General features: G+C 73.0%; 26 protein-coding genes. 21 read left to right on the top strand and 5 right to left on the bottom strand.

The window, feature by feature from the left end:
* Positions 1 to 31 precede the first annotated feature (31 nt).
* The gene (gene truA / locus ABZW32_RS21230) at positions 32 to 895 is read left to right on the top strand and encodes a tRNA pseudouridine(38-40) synthase TruA (RefSeq protein WP_356218034.1); all 864 of its coding nucleotides are present in this window, start codon (positions 32 to 34) and stop codon (positions 893 to 895) included.
* Between the two features lie 19 nt (positions 896 to 914).
* Here truA and ABZW32_RS21225 read toward each other — a convergent pair whose 3' ends face one another.
* Entirely contained in the window at positions 915 to 1,745 is an 831-nt protein-coding gene (locus ABZW32_RS21225; RefSeq protein ID WP_356218032.1) for a hypothetical protein, read from the bottom strand.
* A 133-nt stretch (positions 1,746 to 1,878) separates the two neighbouring features.
* Here ABZW32_RS21225 and ABZW32_RS21220 point away from each other — a divergent pair, with 133 nt between their 5' ends.
* From ABZW32_RS21220 to glmM, 5 genes are all read left to right on the top strand, one after another.
* Positions 1,879 to 3,507 (top strand): ATP-binding cassette domain-containing protein, encoded by a 1,629-nt coding sequence (locus ABZW32_RS21220; protein WP_356218030.1) that lies wholly within the window; start codon positions 1,879 to 1,881, stop codon positions 3,505 to 3,507.
* Between the two features lie 63 nt (positions 3,508 to 3,570).
* Positions 3,571 to 4,827, top strand: coding sequence for a glycosyltransferase family 87 protein (locus ABZW32_RS21215; RefSeq protein ID WP_356218028.1), 1,257 nt, complete (start codon positions 3,571 to 3,573; stop codon positions 4,825 to 4,827).
* 238 nt (positions 4,828 to 5,065) lie between these two features.
* Positions 5,066 to 5,509 (top strand): 50S ribosomal protein L13, encoded by a 444-nt coding sequence (gene rplM / locus ABZW32_RS21210; protein WP_030230678.1) that lies wholly within the window; start codon positions 5,066 to 5,068, stop codon positions 5,507 to 5,509.
* A 42-nt stretch (positions 5,510 to 5,551) separates the two neighbouring features.
* Complete coding sequence (rpsI, locus tag ABZW32_RS21205) at positions 5,552 to 6,067, top strand: 30S ribosomal protein S9 (protein WP_030230680.1); 516 nt, start codon at positions 5,552 to 5,554, stop codon at positions 6,065 to 6,067.
* Positions 6,068 to 6,202: 135 nt separating this feature from the next.
* Positions 6,203 to 7,561 (top strand): phosphoglucosamine mutase, encoded by a 1,359-nt coding sequence (glmM, locus tag ABZW32_RS21200; protein WP_356218026.1) that lies wholly within the window; start codon positions 6,203 to 6,205, stop codon positions 7,559 to 7,561.
* A 6-nt stretch (positions 7,562 to 7,567) separates the two neighbouring features.
* Here the strand turns inward: glmM and ABZW32_RS21195 are convergent, their stop codons facing one another.
* Entirely contained in the window at positions 7,568 to 8,536 is a 969-nt protein-coding gene (locus ABZW32_RS21195; RefSeq protein WP_356218024.1) for a DUF389 domain-containing protein, read from the bottom strand.
* 51 nt (positions 8,537 to 8,587) lie between these two features.
* Complete coding sequence (gene coaA, locus ABZW32_RS21190; protein WP_356218022.1) at positions 8,588 to 9,652, bottom strand: type I pantothenate kinase; 1,065 nt, start codon at positions 9,650 to 9,652, stop codon at positions 8,588 to 8,590.
* A 277-nt stretch (positions 9,653 to 9,929) separates the two neighbouring features.
* On the opposite strand from coaA, the gene ABZW32_RS21185 reads away from it, so the two are divergent.
* From ABZW32_RS21185 to ABZW32_RS21150, 8 genes are all read left to right on the top strand, one after another.
* Positions 9,930 to 10,712 (top strand): hypothetical protein, encoded by a 783-nt coding sequence (locus ABZW32_RS21185; protein ID WP_356218020.1) that lies wholly within the window; start codon positions 9,930 to 9,932, stop codon positions 10,710 to 10,712.
* 104 nt (positions 10,713 to 10,816) lie between these two features.
* Complete coding sequence (gene glmS, locus ABZW32_RS21180; RefSeq protein WP_356218018.1) at positions 10,817 to 12,667, top strand: glutamine--fructose-6-phosphate transaminase (isomerizing); 1,851 nt, start codon at positions 10,817 to 10,819, stop codon at positions 12,665 to 12,667.
* Between the two features lie 11 nt (positions 12,668 to 12,678).
* Positions 12,679 to 13,047, top strand: a complete 369-nt coding sequence (locus ABZW32_RS21175; RefSeq protein WP_356218016.1) for a holo-ACP synthase — start codon at positions 12,679 to 12,681, stop codon at positions 13,045 to 13,047.
* 147 nt (positions 13,048 to 13,194) lie between these two features.
* Positions 13,195 to 14,592 (top strand): NAD(P)H-hydrate dehydratase, encoded by a 1,398-nt coding sequence (locus ABZW32_RS21170; protein ID WP_356218014.1) that lies wholly within the window; start codon positions 13,195 to 13,197, stop codon positions 14,590 to 14,592.
* Between the two features lie 112 nt (positions 14,593 to 14,704).
* Complete coding sequence (alr, locus tag ABZW32_RS21165; protein WP_356218012.1) at positions 14,705 to 15,841, top strand: alanine racemase; 1,137 nt, start codon at positions 14,705 to 14,707, stop codon at positions 15,839 to 15,841.
* Positions 15,842 to 15,858: 17 nt separating this feature from the next.
* Positions 15,859 to 17,040 (top strand): alpha/beta hydrolase, encoded by a 1,182-nt coding sequence (locus ABZW32_RS21160; protein WP_356218010.1) that lies wholly within the window; start codon positions 15,859 to 15,861, stop codon positions 17,038 to 17,040.
* Positions 16,997 to 17,560 carry a tRNA (adenosine(37)-N6)-threonylcarbamoyltransferase complex ATPase subunit type 1 TsaE gene (gene tsaE / locus ABZW32_RS21155; protein WP_356218008.1) on the top strand — a complete coding sequence of 188 codons (564 nt, stop codon included), beginning with the start codon at positions 16,997 to 16,999 and terminating at the stop codon, positions 17,558 to 17,560. The genes ABZW32_RS21160 and tsaE overlap by 44 nt, the downstream gene beginning before the upstream one ends.
* Before the next feature lie 301 nt (positions 17,561 to 17,861).
* On the top strand, positions 17,862 to 18,047 hold the full coding sequence (locus tag ABZW32_RS21150) for a hypothetical protein (protein WP_356218006.1): 186 nt from the start codon (positions 17,862 to 17,864) through the stop codon (positions 18,045 to 18,047).
* A 61-nt stretch (positions 18,048 to 18,108) separates the two neighbouring features.
* Here ABZW32_RS21150 and ABZW32_RS21145 read toward each other — a convergent pair whose 3' ends face one another.
* Entirely contained in the window at positions 18,109 to 18,666 is a 558-nt protein-coding gene (locus ABZW32_RS21145; protein ID WP_356218004.1) for a hypothetical protein, read from the bottom strand.
* A gap of 134 nt (positions 18,667 to 18,800) precedes the next feature.
* Here ABZW32_RS21145 and tsaB point away from each other — a divergent pair, with 134 nt between their 5' ends.
* Genes tsaB through ABZW32_RS21120 form a run of 5 tightly spaced genes read left to right on the top strand, consistent with a single transcriptional unit; the run spans position 18,801 to position 22,149 of the window.
* Entirely contained in the window at positions 18,801 to 19,463 is a 663-nt protein-coding gene (tsaB, locus tag ABZW32_RS21140; RefSeq protein WP_356218002.1) for a tRNA (adenosine(37)-N6)-threonylcarbamoyltransferase complex dimerization subunit type 1 TsaB, read from the top strand.
* Complete coding sequence (gene rimI, locus ABZW32_RS21135) at positions 19,460 to 19,996, top strand: ribosomal protein S18-alanine N-acetyltransferase (RefSeq protein ID WP_356218000.1); 537 nt, start codon at positions 19,460 to 19,462, stop codon at positions 19,994 to 19,996. Before tsaB ends, rimI begins: the two co-directional genes overlap by 4 nt.
* Positions 19,989 to 21,173: a tRNA (adenosine(37)-N6)-threonylcarbamoyltransferase complex transferase subunit TsaD gene (gene tsaD / locus ABZW32_RS21130; protein WP_356217998.1), complete on the top strand. Its 1,185-nt coding sequence runs from the start codon at positions 19,989 to 19,991 to the stop codon at positions 21,171 to 21,173. The genes rimI and tsaD overlap by 8 nt, the downstream gene beginning before the upstream one ends.
* Positions 21,170 to 21,442 (top strand): hypothetical protein, encoded by a 273-nt coding sequence (locus tag ABZW32_RS21125; protein WP_356217996.1) that lies wholly within the window; start codon positions 21,170 to 21,172, stop codon positions 21,440 to 21,442. The genes tsaD and ABZW32_RS21125 overlap by 4 nt, the downstream gene beginning before the upstream one ends.
* Positions 21,443 to 21,489: 47 nt before the next feature.
* Complete coding sequence (locus ABZW32_RS21120; RefSeq protein WP_356217995.1) at positions 21,490 to 22,149, top strand: hypothetical protein; 660 nt, start codon at positions 21,490 to 21,492, stop codon at positions 22,147 to 22,149.
* Here ABZW32_RS21120 and ABZW32_RS21115 read toward each other — a convergent pair.
* Complete coding sequence (locus ABZW32_RS21115) at positions 22,146 to 23,342, bottom strand: methyltransferase domain-containing protein (RefSeq protein WP_356217993.1); 1,197 nt, start codon at positions 23,340 to 23,342, stop codon at positions 22,146 to 22,148. The genes ABZW32_RS21120 and ABZW32_RS21115 overlap by 4 nt on opposite strands.
* A 168-nt stretch (positions 23,343 to 23,510) precedes the next feature.
* Here ABZW32_RS21115 and ABZW32_RS21110 point away from each other — a divergent pair, with 168 nt between their 5' ends.
* Positions 23,511 to 24,374 (top strand): polysaccharide deacetylase family protein, encoded by an 864-nt coding sequence (locus ABZW32_RS21110; RefSeq protein ID WP_356217991.1) that lies wholly within the window; start codon positions 23,511 to 23,513, stop codon positions 24,372 to 24,374.
* Positions 24,374 to 25,264, top strand: a complete 891-nt coding sequence (locus ABZW32_RS21105) for a polysaccharide deacetylase family protein (protein ID WP_356217989.1) — start codon at positions 24,374 to 24,376, stop codon at positions 25,262 to 25,264. Before ABZW32_RS21110 ends, ABZW32_RS21105 begins: the two co-directional genes overlap by 1 nt.
* Positions 25,265 to 25,497 lie beyond the last annotated feature (233 nt).

The following is a 25,497-nucleotide window of genomic DNA, read 5'->3' as shown; positions in this document are numbered from 1 at the left end:
CGTTCTGCATTTCTGAGAGAGGATCTGTCACGTGGGTGACGAGGTGGAGCCCGGTCACGTCCGGGTGCGGCTGGACCTGTCGTACGACGGCAAGGACTTCTCCGGCTGGGCGAAGCAGCGGACGCTGCGGACCGTGCAGGGCGAGCTGGAGAGCGCCCTGCAGACCGTGATGCGCCTCAAGGAGCCCGTCGACCTGACCGTCGCCGGGCGCACCGACGCCGGCGTGCACGCCCGCGGGCAGGTCGCGCAGTTCGACCTGGCCGAGGAGGTGTGGGCGGAGCACCACGACAAGCTGCTGCGCCGCCTCGCGGGCCGGCTGCCGCACGACGTACGCGTCTGGAAGGCCGCGGAGGCCCCCGAGGGCTTCAACGCCCGGTTCTCCGCCATCTGGCGCCGCTACGCCTACCGGGTCGGCGACCATCAGGCGGGCGTGGACCCGCTGCGCCGCGGGCACGTGCTGTGGCACCAGTGGCCGCTGGACGTGGACGCCATGAACGAGGCCGCCGCCGCGCTGCTCGGCGAGCACGACTTCGCCGCGTACTGCAAGAAGCGCGAGGGCGCCACGACGATCCGTACGCTCCAGGAGCTCAGCTGGGTGCGGGACGCGGACGGGATCGTCACCGCTACGGTGCGGGCCGACGCGTTCTGCCACAACATGGTCCGCTCCCTGGTCGGAGCGCTGCTGCACGTGGGCGACGGGCACCGGCCCGTGGAGTGGCCCGGACAGGTGCTGGCCGCCGCCGTACGGGACTCCTCGGTGCACGTGGTGAAGCCGCACGGGCTGACCCTGGAGGAGGTCGGCTACCCGGCGGACGAGCTGCTGGCCGCCCGCAGCAAGGAAGCGCGGAACATGCGGACCCTGCCGGGGGCGGGCGGCGGCTGCGGGGGCTGCTGAGCCCCGGCCCGGCGGCCGCTCACTGGCCCGAGAGGATCGTGAGCGTCTGCGCGTTGTCGGTCGGGTTGCTCTCGCCCGGGGAGCTGATCGTGACGTGGATGGCTCCCGGGCCCGCCGAGGCGACCCGGCCGAGGAAGGGGATCTGCCCCTTGGCGCCGGCGGGCAGGGTGCCGCCGGTGCAGCGGTAGCCGGAGCCCGCCGCCGCGCACTGGAAGCCGTTGAAGGTGCCGGAGTCCGGGGGGCGCCGCATGCTCATGGTGCCGGTGGCCTGCACCTGGAGGGTCACGTCCTTGGCCTCGGTGGTGCCGCGGTTGGCGTAGTTGATCCAGTAGTTGCGGTTCGTGTTGGGGGGCGGGGCCGCCTCGCCGTCGATGGAGCCGACGGAGACGTCGGCGGGGTTGCCGCCGGGCGTCCCGGACGGCTTGGCGCAGATCTCGTTCGACTTGTACGTGGTGACGATGGGGGAGTCGTCCTCCTTGGTGGTGCCCTTCTGGGAGCTGAGGACGCTCTCGATGAGCCCGCAGTAGGCGATGCCCGGCAGGATCTTCGCGTCGAGGGTCTTGGTGAGCACGCGTCCCATCCCCGGCACCAGGGCGCCCTCCCAGTTCACGGAGAGGACCTTGCCGCCGCCGGCGCCCTGCGGGGTGAGGATCAGCGAGTGCCGCACCGCGTACGGCGTGAGGTCGCGGAAGGCGACCGTGATGCTGGGGGCGGCGAGTTCCAGGCGCAGCAGTTCGGCGACCGGAGCCGCCTGGGCCTGGGGGGAGGCGAGCCCGAGGGCCAGGCCGCAGGCCATACCGCCCGCCGCCGCTCCGCGGCAGAGCCACCGCGGCCGTGTTCGGCGTGTCATGGGAGTCCCGTTTCCTCGGGGACGTGGGGTCGGTCTTCCCATCGTCACGCCGGGGGGTGGGCGTGTCCATCGGGGCCCGCGGGCACCGGCTCCGGCGCAAAGCATTTGGGCCGGGCCCCGGTGGCCCGGGAGAATGCCCCGCATGGGACATCTCGAAGCCAGCCACCTGGAGTACTACCTTCCCGACGGGCGGGTCCTGCTCCCCGACGTCTCCTTCCGGGTGGGGGAGGGGTCGGTCGTCGCCCTGGTCGGGGCGAACGGGGCCGGCAAGACCACGCTGCTGAAGCTGATCTCCGGTGAGCTCCAGCCGCACGGCGGCGGGGTGACGATCAGCGGCGGGCTCGGCGTGATGTCGCAGTTCGTGGGCTCGGTACGGGACGAGACGACCGTGCGGGACCTGCTGGTGTCGGTGGCGCAGCCGCGGATCCGGGAGGCGGCGAAGGCCGTGGACCGGGCCGAGCAGCTGATCCTGACGGTGGACGACGAGGCCGCGCAGATGGCGTACGCGCAGGCGCTCAGCGACTGGGCGGACGTGCAGGGCTACGAGGCGGAGACGCTGTGGGACGTCTGCACGATGGCCGCGCTGGCGATCCCGTACGACAGCGCGCAGTTCCGCGAGGTGCGGACGCTGTCGGGCGGTGAGCAGAAGCGCCTGGTCCTGGAGGCGCTGCTGCGCGGGCCGGACGAGGTGCTGCTGCTCGACGAGCCGGACAACTACCTGGACGTCCCGGGCAAGCGGTGGCTGGAGGAGCAGCTGCGGGCGACCCGCAAGACGGTGCTGTTCGTCTCCCACGACCGGGAGCTGCTGACCCAGGCCGCCGAGAAGATCATCAGCCTGGAGGCGAGCCCGACGGGCAGCGACGTGTGGGTGCACGGCGCTGGCTTCGGGACGTACCACGAGGCCCGCAAGGAGCGTTTCGCGCGGTTCGAGGAGCTCAAGCGGCGCTGGGACGAGGAGCACGCCCGGCTGAGGGCGCTGGTGCTGCGGCTGCGCAACCAGGCGGCTTCCAGTCCCGACATGGCCTCGCGCTACCGGGCGATGCAGACGCGCTTCCAGAAGTTCGAGGAGGCCGGCCCGCCGCCGGAGCCGCCGCGCGAGCAGGACATCAAGATGCGGCTGAAGGGCGGGCGGACCGGGGTGCGCGCGCTGACCGTGGAGAACCTGGAGCTGACGGGGCTGATGAAGCCCTTCTCGCTGGAGGTGTTCTACGGGGAGCGCGTCGCGGTGCTCGGTTCGAACGGTTCCGGCAAGTCGCACTTCCTGCGGCTGCTGGCGGGCGAGGACGTCAAGCACACCGGCGACTGGAAGCTGGGCGCGCGTGTGCTGCCGGGCCACTTCGCGCAGACGCACGCGCATCCGGAGCTCTTCGGCCGCACGCTCGTCGACATCCTGTGGACGGAGGCGGCGAAGCCGCTGGGCGCGGCGATGGGCGCCCTGCGCCGCTACGAGCTGGAGCGTCAGGCGGAGCAGCCGTTCGAGAAGCTCTCGGGCGGGCAGCAGGCGCGTTTCCAGATCCTGCTGCTGGAGCTGGCCGGCACCACGGCGCTGCTGCTGGACGAGCCGACGGACAACCTCGACCTGGAGTCGGCGGAGGCCCTGCAGGACGGGCTGGAGTCGTACGACGGCACGGTGCTGTGCGTGACGCACGACCGCTGGTTCGCGCGCACATTTGACCGTTACCTGGTCTTCGGTTCGGACGGTGTTGTGCGGGAGACTCAGGAGCCCGTCTGGGACGAACGTAGGGTCGAGCGCAAGCGGTAGGGGCTGTCGACCCCTGCGGTGCGAGGGGGAGGCGCTGTGGGGCTGCGGCCTGGCATCTGGCTCATGAAGTGGGACCGCCCGTCCGCGGCCGGGCGGCGGACCGCCTGGCTGATGGCGCCGGCGCCGGGGCCTTGGCGGGCCGTCTCGCTGCTGGTCCTGCTGACGGTCTCGGTCTCGACGAGCCTGCGTCCGAACTGGGGCTCCGACAACGCGTTCGTGGTCAAGGCCGCGGACGCGTTGCTGTCGGGGGTCTCGCCGTACGAGGACAAGCGGTTCCTGTACCTGCCCAGCGCCGTGCTGATGGCGGTGCCGGAGGCGATGGTCCCGCGGGAGGCGCTGCGGTGGCTGCTGCCGCTGGGGATGACCGGGCTGGTGGGGGTCGGCTGGTGGGCCTCGCTGCGGCTGTTCGCGGTGCCGCTGTGCTCGCGGTTCGCGGTGGGCGGCCTCGGGCTGCTCGCGCTGGCCTACAAGCCGTACGCGAACCTCGTGCTGATCGGCAACTGGACGGCGATCTCGGCGGCCGCCCTGCCGGTGGCCCTGCTGCTGGCGCACCGGCGCTCGTGGGCCGCGGCGGGGCTGGTGGTGGGGCTGGCGATCGCCTGCAAGCCGATGCTGGTGCCGGTCGGGCTGCTCTTCGTCCTGGCCCGGCAGTGGCGGGGGCTGGCGGGGGCGGTGCTGGTGCCGGTGGGGCTGTCGCTGGTGGGGGCCCTGCTGATGCCGAGCCCGACGCTGTTCTTCACCAAGACCCTGCCGTTCCTCCTCAAGGGGCAGGACGCCTACGCGCTGCCCTGGGACGCCTCGCCGATCGCGGTGCTGCCGAGGCTGGGGCTGCCGGAGGCGGTGGCGGTGGTGCTGGCGGGCGCGGGGGCGCTGGCCGGGCTGTGGGCGGTGTGCGTGCGGTGGCGGCGTTCGCAGGGGGAGACCGACGGGGGTGCGCTGCGGCTGACGGAGACGTCGTGCATGGTGATGCTCGCCGCATTCCTGGTGTCGCGGCCGTCCTTCGACCACTACCTGCTGGTGGTGCTGCCGCCGCTGCTGGCGTCGGGGGTGCGGGAGGGGTCGATGCCGCGCTCGCCCTGGTTCTGGCTGGCCCTGGCGCCCCAGACGGCCCTCGTTCCGTGGCCCTCCGAGCTGGCCCACAAGCGGCGCGCGTTCCGTGACATGGCGGCCCTGTGCGGGCTCGCGGGTCTGCTGCTGCGTCGTGTGCTGCGCCCGGGTCGGGTTACTCTGGGACCCGTAACAACTGCGGGGTCCCCATCCAGGACCGAACCGGAGTGCGCCGCGACGCCAGCTGCATCGGCATCGCGGACCGCGTTTTGACCCGTACGGGTCTGCTTGGGTATCCTGCTGGTTTGTTATGCGTATTGGCTTTCTCATTCTCACGTGAAAGGGCCTCTTACGCCGGTCCACCGGGCCGATGACCAGCGGTTCACACGGGTTGCGTCCCCGATGTGGACAAGCGGCTGTCGTGATCGTCCGTGGTGACCCTGTCAGGACCCTTCCCCCGGGGCTCGTGCCCTATGGGATGACCCACCACTGAAGAAGCGAAGGCATACGCGTGCGTACGTTCAGCCCCAAGCCCGGCGACATCTCGCGCCAGTGGCTCGTCATCGACGCCCAGGACGTTGTCCTCGGCCGTCTGGCGACCCAGGCCGCTGCCCTCCTGCGCGGCAAGCACAAGCCGACTTACGCCCCCCACATGGACATGGGCGACTTCGTCATCATCGTCAACGCCGACAAGGTTCACCTGTCCGGCAACAAGGCGACCCAGAAGATGGCGTACCGCCACTCCGGCTTCCCGGGTGGTCTGCGTTCGGTCCGCTACGACGACCTCCTGGCGAACAACCCGGAGAAGGCCGTCGAGAAGGCCATCAAGGGCATGCTCCCCAAGAACACCCTGGGCCGTCAGATGCTCTCGAAGCTGAAGGTCTACTCGGGCGACCAGCACCCCCACGCTGCCCAGCAGCCGGTGCCGTTCGAGATCACCCAGGTCGCGCAGTAGTTCCGGCCACCCCCTAAGACGTAGAAAATTCTGAGGAGCATCGTGGCCGAGACCACCGCCGAGACCCCCGTCGAAGAGTTCGAGGGCGTCGAGGAGTACACCACCGAGTCCGAAGTCGTCGTCGAGGGCGACTACACCTCCGAGTCGCTTGCCGGTCGCTTCGGTGACCCCCAGCCGGCCGCCGGCCTGGGCCGTCGCAAGAACGCCATCGCCCGCGTCCGGATCGTTCCGGGCACCGGCAAGTGGAAGATCAACGGTCGCACCCTTGAGGACTACTTCCCCAACAAGGTGCACCAGCAGGAAGTCAACGAGCCCTTCAAGCTCCTCGAGCTTGACGGCCGTTACGACGTCATCGCCCGCATCGCGGGTGGCGGCGTCTCCGGTCAGGCCGGTGCCCTGCGCCTCGGCGTTGCCCGTGCGCTGAACGAGGCGGACGTGGACAACAACCGCCCGGCGCTGAAGAAGGCCGGCTTCCTTTCCCGCGACGACCGTGCGGTCGAGCGCAAGAAGGCCGGTCTCAAGAAGGCCCGTAAGGCTCCGCAGTACAGCAAGCGTTAATCTGCGCCTGCTGTTCTGCAACGAAACCGCCCCGGCAGCACTCTCCGTGCTGTCGGGGCGGTTCGTTTACCGCCACAAGCGGCAATACCTGTCACAAGCGGTCACAAAGCGAAGCGTGAACTCGGGAGGACAACAGTGGGACGACTCTTCGGGACGGACGGTGTACGAGGCGTCGCCAACGCGGATCTGACGGCCGAGCTCGCGCTCGGCCTCTCCGTGGCGGCCGCGCACGTACTGGCCGAGGCGGGCACCTTCGCGGGCCACCGGGCCACGGCGGTCGTCGGCCGCGATCCCCGCGCGTCGGGCGAGTTCCTGGAGGCCGCGGTCGTCGCGGGCCTCGCGAGTGCCGGCGTGGACGTCCTGCGCGTCGGTGTGCTGCCCACCCCGGCGGTGGCGTATCTCACCGGTGCGCTGGGCGCCGACCTCGGCGTGATGCTCTCCGCCAGCCACAACGCCATGCCCGACAACGGCATCAAGTTCTTCGCGCGCGGCGGCCACAAGCTCGCCGACGACCTGGAGGACCGGATCGAGTCGGTCTACGAGGAGCACCGCACGGGCGCTCCCTGGGACCGCCCCACCGGTGACGGCGTCGGCCGCGTCTCCGACTACACCGAGGGCTTCGACAAGTACGTCGCCCACCTCATCGGGGTCCTGCCGAACCGGCTCGACGGCCTCAAGGTCGTCCTGGACGAGGCCCACGGCGCGGCCGCCTACGTCTCGCCGGAGGCCTTCACCCGCGCGGGCGCGGAGATCGTCACGATCGGCGCCGAGCCCGACGGCCTCAACATCAACGACGGCTGCGGCTCCACCCACCTGGGACTGCTCAAGGCCGCCGTCGTCGAGCACGGCGCCGACCTCGGCATCGCGCACGACGGCGACGCCGACCGCTGCCTGGCCGTGGACCACACCGGCGCCGAGGTGGACGGCGACCAGATCCTCGCCGTGCTGGCCCTGGCCATGCGCGAGGCGGGCCAGCTGCGCGAGAACACCGTGGTCGGCACCGTCATGTCCAACCTGGGCTTCAAGCTGGCGATGGAGGCCGAGGGCATCCAGGTCGTGCAGACCGGGGTCGGCGACCGCTACGTGCTGGAGTCGATGAAGGAGCACGGCTACGCGCTGGGCGGCGAGCAGTCCGGCCACGTGATCATCCTCGACCACGCGACCACCGGCGACGGCACGCTGACCGGCCTGATGCTGGCGGCGCGCGTCGCCGCCACCGGGCGCGGCCTGGCCGATCTGGCCGGGGTCATGACGCGGCTGCCGCAGATCCTGATCAACGTCCCGGACGTGGACAAGTCCCGGGTCGCGACCTCCGGCGAGCTGGCCGCGGCCGTCGCCGACGCCGAGCGCGAGCTGGGCACCACCGGCCGGGTGCTGCTGCGCCCGTCCGGCACCGAGCCCCTCGTACGGGTGATGGTGGAGGCCGCCGACATCGAGCAGGCCCGCGCGGTCGCCGGGCGGCTGGCGGACGTGGTGAAGTCGGCGCTCGGCTAGCGGCGGTTACTTCGAGGTGTGCCGTGGCGCACCCGGCGGGCGGCGGATCATCCGGCCCTGCTGGGTGCGCCACAGCAGTTTCCAGGCGATGAGGGTGAGGCTCCCGGACAGGACGATGCCCAGCAGGTTCAGCGACAGCTGTATGGCCGAGCCCCACATCTGGCCGAGGTCCCCGTAGGACAGGGCGACGGCGGCGTTGGCGGCCGCGGGGACGGTGGTGACCGAGATGGCCACGCCGACCAGGGCGCCGGACTTCGCCGAGGTCAGCGAGAGCATGCCGACCACGCCGGCGAGCAGGGCCACGACGAAGGAGAACGGGTCGGGCTGCCAGATGAAACTGGTGTTGGGCCGCGGGTCGTCCAGCATGCCCTCGTGGAAGAGCCCGAGCCCGTCCATCACCAGGCTGAACACGGTCGTCGCCACGATCGCGGCGGCGAAGCCGACCAGCAGGGCGAGCGTGGAGCGCGCGGTCAGCCGCGGGGCGCGCTGCACCAGGCCCGTACAGATCCCGGCGAGCGGGCCGAACTCCGGACCGACGGCCATCGCGCCGACGATCAGGACCGCGTTGTCCAGGACCACGCCGCAGGCCGCGATCATCGTGGCGACGATCAGGAACACGCAGTAGGTGATCGTGAGGGTGGACTCCTCGTGGGTGGACTCGGCGAGCTGTTCCCAGATCACCGCGTCCGCGGCCTCGCCCGGAGCCTCGTCCTCCGCCATGTCGGCCCGCCGTGAGATCGACAGGTCGATCTGCTCGACGGCGATGGAGCCCGACTCGTCGATGCCGAGCGCGCGCATCTCCTGCAGCAGCTCGTCGGCGGCCTCGCGGGCCACGTCGCACATCACCACGTCGCCCGCGGGGTCGCGGGCGGCGCCGCTCAGCACGACCAGGTGCGTGGTGCCGACGGTCCGGTGGATCAGGTCCACGACCTGCTCCGTCAGGGGGTGCGGGGTGATCATCCTCAGATGGAGCATGCCCGCACCCTAGCCGCCCGGAGCCCGCGGCCACTCTTCGCCCGCGCGGGCTCAGAGCTTGCGCAGGCTCAGCTTCTGGACCTTGTGGTCGGGGCCCTTGCGCACCACGAGGGTGGCGCGTCCGCGGGTGGGCGCCACGTTCTCCAGCAGGTTGGGCTTGTTGATGGTCCGCCACATCGTCTGCGCGTACTCCAGGGCCTCCTCCTCGGAGACCTGGGTGTACTTGCGGAAGTAGGAGAAGGGGTTCTGGAACGCCGTCTCGCGCAGCTTCCGGAAGCGGTTGAGGTACCAGCGCTCGATGTCCTCGGGCCGCGCGTCCACGTACACGCTGAAGTCGAAGTAGTCGGCCAGGCCGACGCGGGTTCGGCCGTCGTTGCCGGGCAGGGCCGGCTGGAGGACGTTGAGCCCCTCGACGATCAGGATGTCCGGGCGGCGCACGACGAGCCGCTCGTCCGGGACGATGTCGTAGATCAGGTGCGAGTAGACCGGGGCCGTGACCTCGTCCTTGCCCGCCTTGATGTCGGCGACGAAACGGGTCAGCGCCCGGCGGTCGTAGGACTCCGGGAAGCCCTTGCGGGCGGTCAGGCCGCGCCGCTGGAGTTCCTTCATCGGGTACAGGAACCCGTCCGTGGTGACCAGCTCGACGCGGGGGTGCTCGGGCCAGCGCGCCAGGAGGGCCTGGAGGAGGCGGGCCACCGTGGACTTGCCCACGGCGACCGAGCCGGCGACCCCTATGACGAAGGGGGTGCCCTGCTGGGCGCCGTGCCCGTTGCCGGCGTCGCCGAGGAAGGTGTTCAGGGTGCCGCGCAGGTTGCTGGTGGCGCCGACGTAGAGGTTGAGGAGGCGGGAGAGCGGGAGGTAGACGTCGCGCACCTCGTCGAGGTCGATGACGTCGCCGAGACCGCGCAGCCGCTCGACCTCCTCCGCCGTCAGGGGCAGCGGCGTGCGCTCGCGCAGTGCGCTCCACTCCGCGCGGGTGAGGTCGACGTAGGGGGAGGCCTCGTGGCCCCGGCGGCGCGGGGGCTGCGCGGCAGGCTCGGGGTGCGTGGGGTGCTCCGATCCGACGGGGCGCTCCGTTGCGCTGTCCGGCGTGCTTCGTGGCGGCGAAGTGATCACAGGGTCATTGTCGGGGCTCGGGGCCGGTCGTGGGTGGTGGGGTCGGTCACGTGGCCGAAGGGCCCGGCGCGGGCCCCGCCGAAGGCGCAGGTGGTGGGGTTGCGGTGGGGTTGTACGGGTCCGGGTATCGATCGGAACCCCGTCCCGTCTCATGCCGATCACGATTGGTCCCCGGGGCCGGGAACCCGGGCCGGGCGAGCGGACGGGTCGTAGATTGATCGTTACCGCGACGCCGTTCCGTGTGCGTGCGGTGTTCTTTTCCCTGGGGGGATTTCTCGTGCGCAGCACCCTTGTCCGTCGTACCGTCCTGACCGCCTCCGCGGTGTCCCTGGCCCTGCTCGCCACCGCCTGCGGCTCCGACAAGGCCGACACCGAGGGCGACGCCAAGCCCGACCCGCGGCCGTCCGCGCCGTCGGCCGCTCCCGCCGCGAAGGGCAGGACGGACGCGGAGCTGGCCGGTCTGCTGGTCACGCAGGCGGACGTCCCGGACTACGTGGTCAACGCCCAGGCCGCCGCCAAGCTGTCCAAGGTCGACGAGAACCAGCTCACCACCGACAAGGCCGCCTGCAAGGTCCTGGTGCAGACCCAGGCCCTGCAGAAGATCGGCAAGCCGGCCGGCGTCGCCCGTACCGCGCTGGGCGCCAAGCCGAAGGAGCCGGCGGCCGGCGCCTCGCCCGAGGAGAAGCTGGAAGCGGTCAAGAACGCCCTCGGCACCACCGTGACCGCGACCGGGCTGTCCTCCTACGACGGCCAGGGCGCGCAGGAGACCCTGGCGGCCTTCAAGACCGCCGGGCAGATCTGCGCGGGCGGGTTCTCCTCCACCTCGGAGGGCGAGACCACCAAGTACGAGAGCGTGGCCGCGGGCCCGGCCGTCAACGCCGGTGACGAGGCCGTCAGCCTGAGCCTGGCCATCGACCTGGAGGGCGGCGACAAGGGCACCCTGCTCCTCGTCATGGCGCGCAAGGGCGGCACGGTGGCCTCCTTCAGCTCGATCAGCCTCCTGGGCAAGGCCGACTCCCCGACGGCCCTGATCGACGCTCAGGTCAAGAAGCTCGGCTGACCTTCCACGCCCGCACGTCGACCCCGCCCGGTGATCCGCCGGGCGGGGTTTTCGTCTTGTTCGGGTACGGGGCAGACGGCCGACCAGCGCGTACGCTGCGGCCTATGTGCGGAATTGTGGGTTACGTGGGAGCGCAGTCTGCGCTCGATGTGGTCATCGCCGGACTGAAGCGGCTGGAGTACCGCGGCTACGACTCGGCCGGCATCGCGGTCCTCGCCGACGGCGGACTCGCCAGCGCCAAGAAGGCCGGCAAGCTGGTCAACCTGGAGAAGGAGCTGGTCGGGCACCCGCTGCCGGCCGGTTCCACCGGACTCGGGCACACCCGGTGGGCGACCCACGGCGGGCCCACCGACGTCAACGCCCATCCCCACCTGGACAACTCCGGCCGGGTGGCCGTCGTGCACAACGGCATCATCGAGAACTTCGCCGCGCTGCGCGCCGAACTGGCCGAGCGCGGGCACCGGCTGGAGTCCGAGACGGACACCGAGGTGGTCGCGCACCTGCTCGCCGAGCGGTTCTCGGCCACCGGGGGCGGCCTGGCCGAGGCGATGCGGCAGGTGTGCCGGCGCCTGGAGGGCGCGTTCACCCTCGTCGCGGTCCACGCCGACGAGCCGGACGTGGTGGTCGGCGCCCGCCGCAACTCCCCCCTGGTGGTCGGGGTGGGGGAGGGCGAGAACTTCCTCGCCTCGGACGTGGCGGCCTTCATCGCCCACACCCGCTCCGCGATCGAACTGGGCCAGGACCAGGTCGTGGAACTGCGCCGCGAGGCGGTCACGGTGACGGACTTCCACGGGGCGCCCGCGGACGTGCGCGCGTACCACGTGGACTGGGACGCCTCGGCGGCCGAGAAGGGCGGCTACGACTACTTCATGCTCAAGGAGATCGCCGAGCAGCCCAAGGCCGTCGCCGACACCCTCCTCGGCCGGATCGACGCGAGCGGTCTGCTGACCCTGGACGAGGTGCGCATCCCCGCCGCGGTGCTCCGCGAGGTCGACAAGGTCGTGATCGTGGCGTGCGGTACGGCGTACCACGCGGGCATGATCGCGAAGCTGGCCATCGAGCACTGGACCCGCATCCCCTGCGAGACGGAGCTCGCCAGCGAGTTCCGCTACCGCGACCCGATCCTCGACCAGCGGACGCTGGTGATCGCGATCTCGCAGTCCGGCGAGACCATGGACACCCTGATGGCGCTGCGCCACGCCCGCGAGCAGGGGGCCAGGGTGCTGGCCGTCTGCAACACCAACGGATCGACGATCCCGCGCGAGTCGGACGCCGTGCTGTACACGCACGCCGGTCCCGAGGTGGCCGTCGCCTCCACCAAGGCGTTCCTGACGCAGCTGGTCGCCTGCTACCTGGTCGCGCTCTACCTCGGGCAGGTGCGGGGCACCAAGTGGGGCGACGAGATCGAGGTCGTGATCCGGGAGCTGTCGGACATCGCCGGCGCGGTGGACACGGTGCTGGAGACGATGGAGCCGGTACGGAGCCTCGCGCGTTCGCTGGCCGACAAGGACACCGTGCTGTTCCTCGGGCGGCACGTCGGGTACCCGGTGGCGCTGGAGGGCGCGCTCAAGCTCAAGGAGCTGGCGTACATGCACGCCGAGGGCTTCGCGGCGGGCGAGCTCAAGCACGGTCCGATCGCGCTGATCGAGGAGGACCTGCCGGTGGTGGTGGTCGTACCGTCCCCGCGCGGGCGCTCGGTCCTGCACGACAAGATCGTCTCGAACATCCAGGAGATCCGGGCGCGCGGGGCGCGGACGATCGTGATCGCGGAGGAGGGGGACGAGGCGGTGGTCCCGTACGCCGACCACCTGATCCGCATCCCGGCGACCCCGACGCTGCTCCAGCCGCTGGTGGCGACGGTGCCGTTGCAGGTGTTCGCGTGCGAGCTGGCGACGGCGCGGGGCAACGAGGTGGACCAGCCGCGTAATCTCGCCAAGTCCGTGACGGTGGAGTAGTTGGGGTTGTTGTGATCATCGGTGTGGGGATCGACGTTGCGGAGATCGAGCGGTTCGGCGCCGCGCTGGAGCGGACGCCGAACCTGGCCCGGCGGCTCTTCCTCGACTCCGAGCTGACGCTGCCGGGCGGCGAACGGCGGGGGACCGCCTCGCTCGCCGCCCGGTTCGCGGCCAAGGAAGCCCTGGCCAAGGCGCTCGGCGCGCCCGGCGGACTGCTGTGGACCGACGCCGAGGTGTACGTGGAGGAGTCCGGGCAGCCCCGGCTGCGGGTGTCCGGGACGGTGGAGGCGCGGGCGAAGGAGCTCGGTGTGACGTCCTGGCACATCTCGCTGAGCCATGACGCCGGGATCGCGTCCGCCGTGGTGATCGCGGAGAAGTAGGCCTCAGGTCGGGGGACGGGCCCCCGGGTCCGGGTTCGGGTTCGGGTCCGGGCCAGGGTCCGGGTCCGGGTCCGGGTTCCGGCCGGGGCCCCGGACGGCGGCCCCGGGCTGCGGCCCCCCGGCCCGGCCTTCGGGCACGCTGGTGCCATGCGTACTGCTTACAGCGTGGAGACCGTACGGGCCGCCGAGCGCGAGCTGATGGCCCGGCTGCCGGAGGGCGCCCTGATGGCGCGGGCCGCGGCGGGGCTGGCCGCCGTGTGCGCGGGGCTGCTGGGGCGGGTGTACGGCTCCCGCGTCGTGGTGCTGGCCGGCCCGGGGGACAACGGCGGGGACGCCCTGTACGCGGGTGCGCGGCTGGCGCGGCGCGGGGCCCGGGTGACGGCGGTGCCGATGGACCCCGAGCGGATGCACCCCGGCGGGCTCGCCGCGCTGCGGGCCGCCGGGGGCCGGGTCGAGCCGTCCGTCCCGCAGCGGGCGGACCTCGTCCTGGACGGGCTGCTCGGGATCGGCGGCCGGGGCGGGCTGCGCCCGGCGGCGGCGTCGCTGGCGGAGCGGATCCCGGCGGGTGCGCTCGTGGTCGCCGTGGACCTGCCGAGCGGGGTCGACGCGGACACCGGGGAGGTGGCGGGCTCGGCGGTGGCGGCCGACGTGACGGTGACCTTCGGCGCGTACAAGCCGGGGCTGCTGATCGACCCCGGGGCCTCGCGGGTGGGCGCGGTGCGGCTGGTCGACATCGGGCTGGACCTCGCGGACCCCGTGCTGGAAGCCCTCCAGCACGCCGACGCGGCGGCACTGCTGCCGGTGCCGACGGCGTCCAGCGACAAGTACCGGCGGGGCGTGGTCGGGGTCGTCGCCGGGTCGGAGCAGTACCCGGGCGCGGCGGTCCTGGCCGTCGCGGGGGCGCTGCGGGGCGGCGCGGGCGCGGTGCGGTACGTGGGGCCGGCGGCGGACGCCGTGCTCGCGCGCCACCCGGAGGTGCTGGTCGGGCGGGGCCGGGTGCAGGCCTGGGTGGTCGGGCCGGGGATCGGGGCCGGGCGGGCCGCGGAGGTCGCGCGGGCGCTGGCCGACCGGGACGTGCCGGTGCTGGTGGACGCGGACGGGCTGCGGGGACTGGACCCCGACGTGGTGCGGCAGCGCCGGGCCGCGACCCTGCTGACCCCGCACGCGGGCGAGGCGGCGGCGCTCCTGGGGGTGCCGAGGGAGTCGGTGGAGGCCGGGCGGCTGGCCGCCGCGCGGGAGCTGGCGGGGCGGTACGGGGCGGCCGTGCTGCTGAAGGGGTCGACGACGCTGGTCGCCCCCGCCGGGCCCGGCCCGGTCCGGGTGAACCCGACCGGGACCCCGTGGCTGGCCACCGCCGGGAGCGGGGACGTGCTGTCCGGGCTGGCCGGGGCGCTGCTGGCGGGCGGGCTGTCGGGGGCCGACGCCGGGTCGGTGGCGGCGTACCTCCACGGGCTGGCCGGGCGGCTGGCCGCCGACGGGGCGCCGACGGTGGCGCAGGAGGTGGCCGCCGCCCTCCCGGCGGCGTGGCGCGACGTCACGTCCTGACCCGGGGAACCGGCCCCCGGCCCCCACCGGCCGGGGCCGCGGGCGGGGCCGGTCCGGCGCGCGCGGGCGGGTAGAGACGGGGCGGGGCGGGGGTTCTGAGAGACTGTGGGCGATGAACGAGACACCGACGCGCGTGTACGCCGAGATCGATCTTGACGCAGTACGGGAGAACGTGCGCGCCCTGCGCGCACGGGCGCCCCGGGCCCAGCTCATGGCCGTCGTCAAGTCGAACGCCTACGGGCACGGGGCCGTCCCCTGCGCCCGTGCCGCCCAGGAGGCCGGCGCCACCTGGCTCGGAACCGCCACCCCCGAGGAGGCGCTCGCCCTGCGCGCCGCCGGCATCGAGGGACGCGTCATGTGCTGGCTCTGGACCCCCGGCGGGCCCTGGCGGGAGGCCATCGAGGCCGACATCGACGTGTCGGTCAGCGGAATGTGGGCCCTGGACGAGGTGCGGGAGGCCGCCCGCGCGGCCGGCCGCACCGCCCGGATCCAGCTCAAGGCCGACACCGGCCTCGGCCGCAACGGCTGCCAGCCCGCCGACTGGGCGGAGCTCGTCGGCGCGGCCGTCGCCGCGCAGGCGGAGGGAACCGTCCAGGTCACCGGCGTCTGGTCGCACTTCGCCTGCGCCGACGAGCCCGGCCACCCCTCCATCCGGCTCCAGCTCGACGCCTTCCGCGACATGCTCGCCTACGCGGAGAAGGAAGGGGTCGACCCCGAGGTCCGGCACATCGCCAACTCGCCCGCGACCCTCACCCTCCCCGAGAGCCACTACGACCTCGTCCGCACCGGGCTGGCCGTCTACGGCGTCTCGCCCGCCCCCGAGCTCGGCACCCCCGCCCAGCTCGGCCTGCGCCCCGCCATGCGCCTCAAGGCCTCGCTCGCCCTGGTCAAGTCCGTGCCCGCCGGGCACGGCGTGAGCTACGGCCACCACTACGTCACCGAGGCCGAGACGCACCTCGCGCTGGTCCCCGCCGGTTACGCGGACGGCCTGCCGCGCTGCGCCTCCGGCCGCGGGCCGGTGCTCGTCGGCGGCAAGGTCCGGCGGGCCGCGGGCCGGATCGCCATGGACCAGTTCGTCGTCGACCTCGGCGAGGACCTCGCCGAGCCGGGCGACGAGGCCGTCGTCTTCGGCGACGCGGAGCGCGGCGAACCCACCGCCGAGGACTGGGCTCAAGCGGCACACACGATCGCGTATGAGATCGTCACCCGTATCGGAGGTCGGGTGCCCCGGGTGTACCTGGGCGGCTGAGTGAGGACGGCGACGTCGTGAGCGAAAACTGGCGCAAGGCCGGCTGGGCCGGCGCCGCCATCGGTGTCATAGCGGCGGGCGCCGCGGCCGGTGTCGCGGTCGAAAGGATCACCGTGGGACGCGGCATCCGCATGAAGGCCCGCCTGGCGCTCGACGCCGCCGGGGACTACGGCTCCCTGCGCGGGACCGAGGGCGGCTGCCGCGCCGAGGACGGCACCGAGCTCTACTACGAGACCGACGAGCTGCCGCCCGCGCCCCCGGGCAAGAAGCGCCGCCTGCGCCGCTCGTCGCCCGCCGCCGGGACCACCGTCGTCTTCTGCCACGGCTACTGCCTCGGCCAGGACTCCTGGCACTTCCAGCGCGCCGCGCTGCGCGGAGTCGTCCGGGCCGTCTACTGGGACCAGCGCAGCCACGGCCGCAGCGCCCGGGGCCTGGCCCAGGCCGACGGCGAGCCGGTGACCATCGAACAGCTCGGCCGCGACCTCAAGGCCGTCATCGACGCCACCGCGCCCGAGGGCCCGCTGGTCCTCGTCGGCCACTCCATGGGCGGGATGACCGTCATGGCCCTGGCCGAACAGTTCCCGGAGCTGGTGCGCGACCGGGTGCTCGGGGTGGCCCTGATCGGCACCTCCAGCGGGCGGCTCGACCAGGTGACGTACGGGCTGCCCTCCGTGGGGCAGGGCGCGGTGCGCCGGATCCTGCCCGGCGTGCTCAGGGCGCTCGGCTCCCAGGTGGAGCTGGTGGAGAAGGGCCGCCGGGCCACCGCCGACCTCTTCGCCGGGATGATCAAGCTGTACTCGTTCGGGTCCCGGGACGTGGATCCGGGCGTCGCCCGCTTCGCCGAGCGGCTGATCGAGGCGACCCCGATCGACGTGGTCGCCGAGTTCTACCCGGCCTTCCAGGCCCACGACAAGACCGAGGCCCTCCAGCGGTTCGCGGACATCCCCGTCACCGTCATCGCCGGGGACCGGGACATGATCATCCCGGCCGAGCACAGCGTGTCGATCAAGGAAGCGCTGCCCGCCGCCGACCTCGTCGTGCTGGAGAACACCGGGCACCTGATGATGCTGGAGCGCCCGGACATCGTGACCGGGCTGCTGACCGACCTCCTGGCGCGCACCGGAGCCGTCCCCGCACCGACTAACGTTGGGGCGCATGGAAGAAGTACCGCGGGAAGCACCGCGCAGCCCGGCGGCTGAGGCCCTGGCCGAGGCCGCCGCCGAAACCATCGTCACCGTCGACTCGCCCGCCTCCATGCAGGAACTGGGCCGCCGGATCGCGGGGCTGCTGCGCCCCGGCGACCTCGTCCTGCTGACCGGGGAGCTCGGCGCGGGCAAGACCACCCTGACCCGCGGCCTGGGGGAGGGGTTGGGCGTGCGCGGGGCCGTGACCTCGCCGACCTTCGTGATCGCCCGGGTGCACCCGTCCCTGGGCGACGGGCCGCCGCTGGTGCACGTGGACGCGTACCGCCTGGGCGGCGGCCTGGACGAGATGGAGGACCTGGACCTCGACGTCTCGCTGCCCGAGTCCGTGGTCGTCGTGGAATGGGGCGACGGCAAGGTGGAGGAGCTCTCCGACGACCGGCTGCACGTGGTGATCGGCCGGGCCGTGGGCCACGAGGAGGTCCTGGACGACGTGCGCGAGGTCGCGCTGCGCGGCGTCGGGGCGCGCTGGTCCGGCGCGGAGCTCGCGGAACTCACCGGGGCGGCCGGACGGTAGGCGCGCAGCCGTACGCCCTTCCGCGCGGCGCCGTACGCTTTCCCGCCCGGCGCCGTACGCCTTCCCGCGCGCACCGGGCGCCCTCCCGCGTGGCGCCGTACGCCCTCCCGCGTGGCGCCGTACGCCCTTCCGCCCGCGCCGCGCGCCCTCCCGTGCGCCGTTTCGGGCGGGCGGCGCGCCCACAACGTACCGACAGGCCGTCGGGAAGATATTGCGCAGGTGTGGGGCCGCGTGATGACATGGTACCGAGCGCTGGTTAGGTCTACCTAAGTACAGCGTCCCGGGGTCTCAGGAGGCAGCCATGTCGGCAGCAGGAGCAGAGCGAGCGCCCGTCGTGTCCATGCGGGCCCTGCTCGCGGCGGGCGCGGCCGCCACGGCGGTCTCGACGCCGCCCGGGAGGGCGGACCGGGACCCCGCACCGCGGGGCGGTGCGGCCCCCGCCGACCCGCACGCACAACAGGCCGCTCCGGAGTCCGAAGCGGCCTGAGTAACCCGTTCGGGTGAATCCCGAGGTGGGGTCGGCGGGGCGTGGTGCGCGGCGCGCGGCGTCAGGGAACGACGACGACCTTCGAGCTGATCGTCGCGAACGCCCACATCGCGTCACCGTCGGCCCGGGTCATCCGGATGCCGCCCGTCTTCTTCGCGGGGTCCGGCGCCGGCATCGAACCGTCCACGCGCGCGCTGAAGCCGATCGCGATGCCGTCCGTGCTGGCGAACCGGACGACGTGCTCGATCGGCACCCCGTCCGTGCCCGTGACCGTGCCCGAGCGCGAGCCGACCGCGTAACTGCCGGGCGCCGGGTGCACCGTGCTCGGCGTCACCGCGAACGACCTGGGCTCCCGGCCGTCCTCCGCGACCAGCCACACCCGCTTCTGGGACACCGAGTACACGACCCGCATCCCGGTGCCGGAATCGGCGGGCAGCGCGGCGGGCTTCGCCGCGTCCTGCTTGGCCGGGGGCTGCTCCTGCTGCGCGGCCGGAGCCTTGGGAGCCGTCTTCGCGGGGTGCGCGGGCGCGGTCGCCGAGGCCTGCCAGCCGAGGAAGCCGATCGCGGCGAGCGCCGCGACGGTGAGCCCGGCCACGATTCCCGAGCTGCTGCGTGCCACCTTGCTCCACCTCTTTGCGCCTGCGCCGTCGACCCGGGTGGGCCCCCGGTCGTGTCCCCGGTCGAAAGGTAGCAGCCGGGCTCCGCCGTGACCGGCCGCAAGGCCCCGGGGCCCGGGAGTCGTAGGCTGTTCGCGTGCTCTTGCTTGCCGTAGATACCGCCACGCCCGCCGTCACCGTCGCCCTGCACGACGGGGAGACCGTCCTCGCCGAGTCGAACCAGGTCGACGCCCGCCGCCACGGGGAGCTCCTGCTGCCCTCCGTCGACGCGGTCCTCGCCGAGGCCGGGGTGAAGCTCGAAGCCGTCACCGGCATCGTCGTCGGCGTCGGCCCCGGCCCCTACACGGGACTGCGCGTCGGCCTGGTCACCGCCTCCACCTTCGCCTCCGTCCTCGGCGTCCCCGTGCACGGCCTGTGCACCCTCGACGGGCTCGCCTACGCCGCCGGCGCCGCCGGGGTCGAGGGCCCCTTCACCGTCGCCACCGACGCGCGGCGCAAGGAGGTCTACTGGGCGCGCTACGAGGACCCGCGCACCCGGACCGGCGAGCCCGCAGTGGACCGCCCCGCCGACATCGCCGAGCGCGTGGCGGGCCTCCCGGCCGTCGGCCAGGGCGCGCAGCTCTACCCCGAGGTGTTCACCGACGCCCGCGGCCCCGTGCACCAGTCGGCGGCGGCCCTGGCGGGCCTCGCGGCGGAGCGGCTCGCGCGGGGCGGGACGTTCCTGCCGCCGACGCCCCTCTACCTGCGCCGGCCCGACGCGCAGGTCCCCAAGAACTACAAGGTGGTCACCCCGCAGTGACGGCCGTGACCGCGGTGCTCCGGGAGATGCGCTGGTGGGACATCGAGCCGGTGCTGGAGCTGGAGCACGAGCTGTTCCCCGACGACGCCTGGTCCGCCGGGATGTTCTGGTCCGAGCTCACCCACGCGCGCGGACCGCGGGCCACCCGCCGCTACGTCGTCGCGGAAGACCCCGCAAGCGGCCGGATGGTCGGCTACGCGGGGCTCGCGTCCGCCGGAGACCTGGGCGACGTACAGACCATCGCGGCCGCCCGCGACCAGTGGGGCACCGGACTCGGCGCCCGGCTGCTGACCGAACTGCTGCGCGCCGCGACCGACTTCGAGTGCGCCGAGGTGCTGCTGGAGGTCCGGGTGGACAACACCCGCGCCCAGCGGCTCTACGAGCGCTTCGGCTTCGAGCCGATCGGTTTCCGGCGCGGCTACTACCAGCCGGGCAACGTCGACGCGCTCGTGATGCGCCTGACCGACCCCGCACAGACGAAGACCGACCCTGAGCAACCCGAACACCCTGAGAGCAGTGAGACCCATGGCTGACGAACCGCTCGTCCTCGGCATCGAGACCTCTTGCGACGAGACCGGCGTCGGCGTCGTCCGCGGCACCACCCTGCTCGCGGACGCGATCGCGTCGAGCGTCGACGAGCACGCCCGCTTCGGCGGGGTCGTGCCCGAGGTGGCCTCCCGGGCCCACCTGGAGGCGATGGTCCCGACCATCGAACGCGCCCTGAAGGAGGCCGGGGTCAGCGCCCGCGACCTCGACGGCATCGCCGTCACGGCCGGTCCGGGCCTCGCGGGGGCGCTGCTGGTGGGCGTCTCGGCGGCGAAGGCGTACTCGTACGCGCTGGGCAAGCCGCTCTACGGGGTCAACCACCTGGCCTCGCACATCTGCGTCGACCAGCTGGAACACGGGCCGCTGCCGGAGCCGACCATGGCCCTGCTGGTGTCCGGCGGGCACTCCTCGCTGCTGCTCGCCCCCGACATCACCAGCGACGTCCGGCCGCTCGGCGCGACCATCGACGACGCGGCGGGCGAGGCCTTCGACAAGATCGCCCGGGTGCTCCAGCTGGGCTTCCCCGGCGGTCCGGTCATCGACCGGCTCGCGCGCGAGGGCGACCCCAAGGCGATCAACTTCCCGCGCGGGCTGACGGGGCCGCGCGACGCGGCGTACGACTTCTCCTTCTCCGGCCTCAAGACCGCCGTGGCCCGCTGGATCGAGGCCAAGCGCAAGGCGGGCGAGGAGGTGCCGGTGCGCGACGTCGCGGCGTCCTTCCAGGAGGCCGTGGTGGACGTGCTGACGCGCAAGGCGATCCGCGCGTGCAAGGACGAGGGCGTGGACCACCTGATGATCGGCGGCGGCGTGGCCGCCAACTCGCGGCTGCGCTCGCTCGCCCAGGAACGCTGCGACGACGCCGGGATCATCCTGCGGGTGCCGCGGCCGAAGCTGTGCACGGACAACGGCGCGATGGTCGCGGCGCTGGGCGCGGAGATGGTCAAGCGGAACCGGCCGGCCTCCGACTGGGACCTGTCCGCCGACTCCTCCCTGCCGGTGACGGACCCGCACGTGCCGGGGACGTCCCACGGGCACGAGCAGGAGCACGAGCACGAGCACGAGCACGACGGCGGACACGCTCACGGCGGCGGCGGTCACAGCCACGGCCACGGCCATGATCACGACCACGTGCACGAGCTGAGCAAGGACAACCTGTACTCGTGAGCACCGTCGCCCTGATGTGGGAGGCCCGGGCCGCCGACGGCCGCGGCAACGAGCTGCTGGAGTGGGCCCGCGCCCAGGTCCTGGCCCGGGAGCCGGTGCGCCGCGAGATCCTGCGGGCCCCCCAGGACCGGGTCCTCGTCATCACCTGGTGGGAGGCCCCCGAGGGGGTCGCGGCGGAGCTGCCCGAACTGCCCGAGCCGGCCGCGGACCTGATCACCCGGGCCGTGCACCGCTGGCGGTTCGAGTCGGTCGAGGTCAGCGGCGGCTGAGGCGGGCGTCGAGCGGGGCTGGAGCGGCCGGGTCTACGGTCATGCGCATGCCTAGCCGTGAGCTCCCGCCCCCGCCGCCGCCCGCGCACCTGCGCGAGTGGCTGGACGAGACCGTCGTACGGTCCGACCGCGCGCGCTTCCTCGCCGACCTGAGCCGGCGCGGCCTGGGCCTGGGGCGGCTGGCCTTGCTCTGGGCGGTGGCGGCGGCCTTCGCGCTCGGCTGGGCGTTCGTCGGCCTGGCCGTGACCTCCTTCGAGGCCGCCGACCCCGTGGAGTCCCTGTTCGGGGCCGTCTTCACCGCGACCGCGGTGGGCGTGCTGGTGCCCGCCGGGATCTGGTTCGTACGGGGTGCCCGGCGGGAGCGGCGCGAGCACGAGCTGCTGTGCGGCTGGATCGAGGCCGGCCGCGAGCCCGTCGTCGACCCCGCGCTGCGGGCGCCGGTACGGAGCCTGGTGTGGCTGGCCGCCTCCCTGGCCCTGGGCGCCTGCGGGCTCTGGACCGCCTTCGCGGCGGCGGCCGGGGCGCGGCCCGGCGCGACGGCCTACGGGGAGGTCGTCGGCTTCGTGGGGCTCGGCATGATCCTGTGGATCACCGGGCTGCTGGGCGCGGCCAAGGCGGCCACCCACCGCCGCTGGGCGGCCCGCGCCGCCCGCCCCGCCCCGGCGGCGGCCCGCCGCCGGGCGGTCCTGTCGGAGGTGGCGGGCTAGCGGGCCGACTGTCCGGCCGACTGTCCGGCGGGTGACCCGATCAGCATCGACGGCGCGCCGTCCACCCGGGTGAGGAAGACCGTCGCCGCGTTCGGCCCCTGGGGCTTCACCTTCTTGCGGAGCTCCTCCGGCTCGATCGCCGAGCCGCGCTTCTTCACCGTCAGGATCCCGACCCCGCGCTCGCGCAGCAGCGCCTTCAGCTTCTTCAGCCCGAAGGGCAGCACGTCCGTGATCTCGTACGCGGTCGCGTACGGCGTCGGGCGCAGCTCGTCGGCGGTGACGTAGGCGATGGTCGGGTCGATGAGCCGGCCGTCCAGCTCCGCGGCCACCTCGGCGACGAGGTGCGCGCGGATCACGGCCCCGTCGGGCTCGTACAGGTAGCGGCCCACCGGGCCCGCCTGCGGATCCGGCAGCGGATCGGCGGTCAGCAGTTCGCGGGGCCCGGGCAGCAGGGTGGCGCGGACCGTGCCCGGGGCGGTGCCGAACCACAGCACGGCCTCCTTCACGTCCCCGTGGTCGGAGATCCACTCGGCCTCGGCCTCCGCCGGAACCGCCTCGTGCGGGATCCCGGGGGCGATCTTGATGGCGGCGTGCTTCGCGCCCCGGGCGGTCTCCACGGCCCAGGACAGCGGGGGCGAGTACGACTCCGGGTCGAAGATCCGGCCGCGCCCGCCGCGCCGGGCCGGGTCGATGAAGACGGCCTCGTACGAGGACACGTCCACCTCCGTCACGTCCGCCTCGCGCACCTCGATCAGGTCCGCCAGCCCCAGCGCCTCGGCGTTGGCCCGGGCGACGGCCACCGTCAGCGGGTCGAGGTCCACCGCCAGCACCCGGATCCCGAGCCGGGCCAGCGCCAGGGCGTCCCCGCCGATCCCGCAGCACAGGTCCGCGACGCTCCGTACGCCCAGCGCCGCGAGCCGCCCGGCGCGGTACGAGGCCACCGACGCGCGGGTGGCCATCTCGCCGCCGCCGGGCGTGAAGTACATCCGGTACGCGTCCTCGGCCCCGAACTTCGCCACCGCCCGCTGCCGCAGACGGGCCTGCCCGAGCGCCGCCGACACCAGCGGGGCGGGGTGCTCGCGGCGCAGCCGGGTGGCGACGGCGAGCTCCTGCCCGGGGTCGTAGTCGCGGAGGGAGTCGAGGAGCGCGCGGCCCTCGGGGGTGAGCAGTGCGGCGAAGTCTTCGGGGGTCACCGTCCCATTGTCGGCCAGCCGGGGGAAGGGCGGCCTCCGGCCGTGGTGTCGGCTGCCGGGCGGGGCTGCGCGGTGTAAGGATCCGCTGCTATGCAGCTAGTACGACAAAAGGGAAATACTGCGCAGTATGGTCACCGGTCCGCGGCCCGCCCGCGCGGCCGGTACGGGGTGGCGGTGGCCGCGCTGCTCGTCGCCGCCCTCGGCACGGGCTGCGGGGCCGCGGACCGGGAGGCGCCGGCCAAGACCAAGGCCGGCGAAGCGGGCTCCGGGGCGGCGGGCGCCCTCGCCAACTCCGCGGAACAGCTCAAGGCCGCCCAGCAGGCCCGGATCGCCGCCGCGAAGAAGTGGGGCCTGCTCAAGACGCCGCTCATGGCCCCGGCCGCGCCGAAGGTGAAGCCCGAGATCACCACCCGGGAGGGCTTCGAGGTCGAGGACCAGGACGAGCTCCCGCCGGTCTTCACCACCGTCCCGACGGAGGACAAGGTCGTCTTCCTGACCATCGACGACGGCGCGGAGAAGGACCCCGAGTTCGTCAAGATGATGCAGGAGCTGAAGATCCCGTACACGGCGTTCCTCAGCGACTACCTCGTCCGCGACAACTACCCCTACTTCAAGGGGATGCAGGACGCGGGCGTCACCCTGAACAACCACACCCTGAACCACCGCTACATGCCCGCGCTCTCCTACGAGAAGCAGCGCGAGGAGATCTGCGGCCAACAGGACACCATCCAGAAGCAGTTCGGCAAGCGCCCGACCCTCTTCCGGCCGCCGTACGGCAACTACAACCAGGACACCCTGCGCGCGGCCAAGTCCTGCGGCATCAAGGCGGTTCCGCTCTGGAACGCGGAAGCCTTCGTGAACCGGATGGACTACCGCGAATGGGACCGGGACCTCCACCCCGGGGACATCATCCTGTCCCATTTCCGGGGTCGGGAGGACTGGAAGGGCACGATGCCTGACATGATCCGTCATGTCATGAAGACCGTCACGGACAAGGGGTACGCCGTGGCTCGCCTGGAGGATTACCTGTGATGTACGCGCGCCGGCTGGTAGCCGGGACGCTGACGGCCGGCGCGCTCGCGCTGTCCCTGACGGGGTGCGGGAACAGCGTGGATCCCATCGAGAGACTGGGACGCAAGACCACGACGGAGACGGGGAAGGCCTCGGCCTCCCCGTCCGGGCGGCCCTCCGCGGCCCCCGGGGCCTCCGCCTCGGCGGGGACGCCCGCGGACGAGGCGTACAAGAAGTGGGGTCTGACCGCCCCCCTCCAGTACGCCCCCAAGCCCGCGCAGAAGCCCCAACTCCCCAAGGCCGCACCGGGGAAGCCGGTCGTCCTGGACCGAATACCCGTCCCGGCGACGGACAAGGTCGTCTTCCTGACCTTCGACGACGGTGCGGAGAAGGACCCCGAGTTCCTGAAGATGGCGGCCGATCTGAAGCTGCCGATCAGCATGTTCCTGACCGACAACATCGCGTCGGCGGACTACTCGTACTTCGAGAAGCTCCGCGACAACGGCTCGGGCAGCACGATCAACAACCACACGCTGACCCACCCGAACCTGCGCACGCTGCCCTTCGCGGCGCAGAAGAAGGAGATCTGCGGGCAGCAGGACCGCCTGGAGAAGCGCTTCGGCAAGCGCCCGACCGCCTTCCGGCCGCCGTACGGCAACTACAACGACGACACCCTCAAGGCAGCCTCCGAGTGCGGGATCACCTCGGTCTTCCTGTGGCGTGAGTCGATGCAGATCAACGACTTCCAGTACAGCGAAGGCTCCGCCTTCAAGCCGGGCGACATCATCCTGGCCCACTTCCGCGGCCCGTCGGAACTCAAGGGCACGACGGAAACCCAGATGACGACGCGGATGCTCCAGCACATCCAGCAGCAGGGCTACAAGATCGCCCGCCTGGAGGACTACGTCTAACGGGGGCGCTCTCCGTCGCGACGACGACGGGACCACGAGGGCGAGCGGGAACGGGCAGGCCCCTCACCCGGGGCGGGGGATGGTCCCGGCCCGGGGCCCGGGGGCGGCGGGACCCAGCGGGCCCGGATCAGAGCGGGGCTGGGGGCTTCCCGCCAGTCCATCGTCCTTCCGCGCCGGTCCGGTCCCTCAAGGGCGCTCCCTTCGGTCGCGTCGCTTCGCGATGGCCTTCGGCC

The organism is Streptomyces sp. NPDC004667 (genome assembly GCF_040609475.1).
In the GTDB taxonomy this organism is placed as follows: Bacteria; Actinomycetota; Actinomycetes; order Streptomycetales; family Streptomycetaceae; genus Streptomyces.
Note: the sequence above shows the minus strand (reverse complement) of the source record. Positions and strands in the feature narration are given on the sequence as shown.

Coding starts and splice junctions, on each gene's coding strand:
- ABZW32_RS21225 (WP_356218032.1), bottom strand. CDS start 1,745: ATGACACGCCGAACACGGCCGCGGTGGCTCTGCCGCGGAGCGGCGGCG.
- ABZW32_RS21220 (WP_356218030.1), top strand. CDS start 1,879: ATGCCCCGCATGGGACATCTCGAAGCCAGCCACCTGGAGTACTACCTT.
- ABZW32_RS21215 (WP_356218028.1), top strand. CDS start 3,571: ATGAAGTGGGACCGCCCGTCCGCGGCCGGGCGGCGGACCGCCTGGCTG.
- ABZW32_RS21195 (WP_356218024.1), bottom strand. CDS start 8,536: ATGCTCCATCTGAGGATGATCACCCCGCACCCCCTGACGGAGCAGGTC.
- glmS (WP_356218018.1), top strand. CDS start 10,817: ATGTGCGGAATTGTGGGTTACGTGGGAGCGCAGTCTGCGCTCGATGTG.
- ABZW32_RS21170 (WP_356218014.1), top strand. CDS start 13,195: ATGCGTACTGCTTACAGCGTGGAGACCGTACGGGCCGCCGAGCGCGAG.
- alr (WP_356218012.1), top strand. CDS start 14,705: ATGAACGAGACACCGACGCGCGTGTACGCCGAGATCGATCTTGACGCA.
- tsaE (WP_356218008.1), top strand. CDS start 16,997: ATGGAAGAAGTACCGCGGGAAGCACCGCGCAGCCCGGCGGCTGAGGCC.
- ABZW32_RS21150 (WP_356218006.1), top strand. CDS start 17,862: ATGTCGGCAGCAGGAGCAGAGCGAGCGCCCGTCGTGTCCATGCGGGCC.
- tsaD (WP_356217998.1), top strand. CDS start 19,989: ATGGCTGACGAACCGCTCGTCCTCGGCATCGAGACCTCTTGCGACGAG.
- ABZW32_RS21120 (WP_356217995.1), top strand. CDS start 21,490: ATGCCTAGCCGTGAGCTCCCGCCCCCGCCGCCGCCCGCGCACCTGCGC.
- ABZW32_RS21105 (WP_356217989.1), top strand. CDS start 24,374: ATGTACGCGCGCCGGCTGGTAGCCGGGACGCTGACGGCCGGCGCGCTC.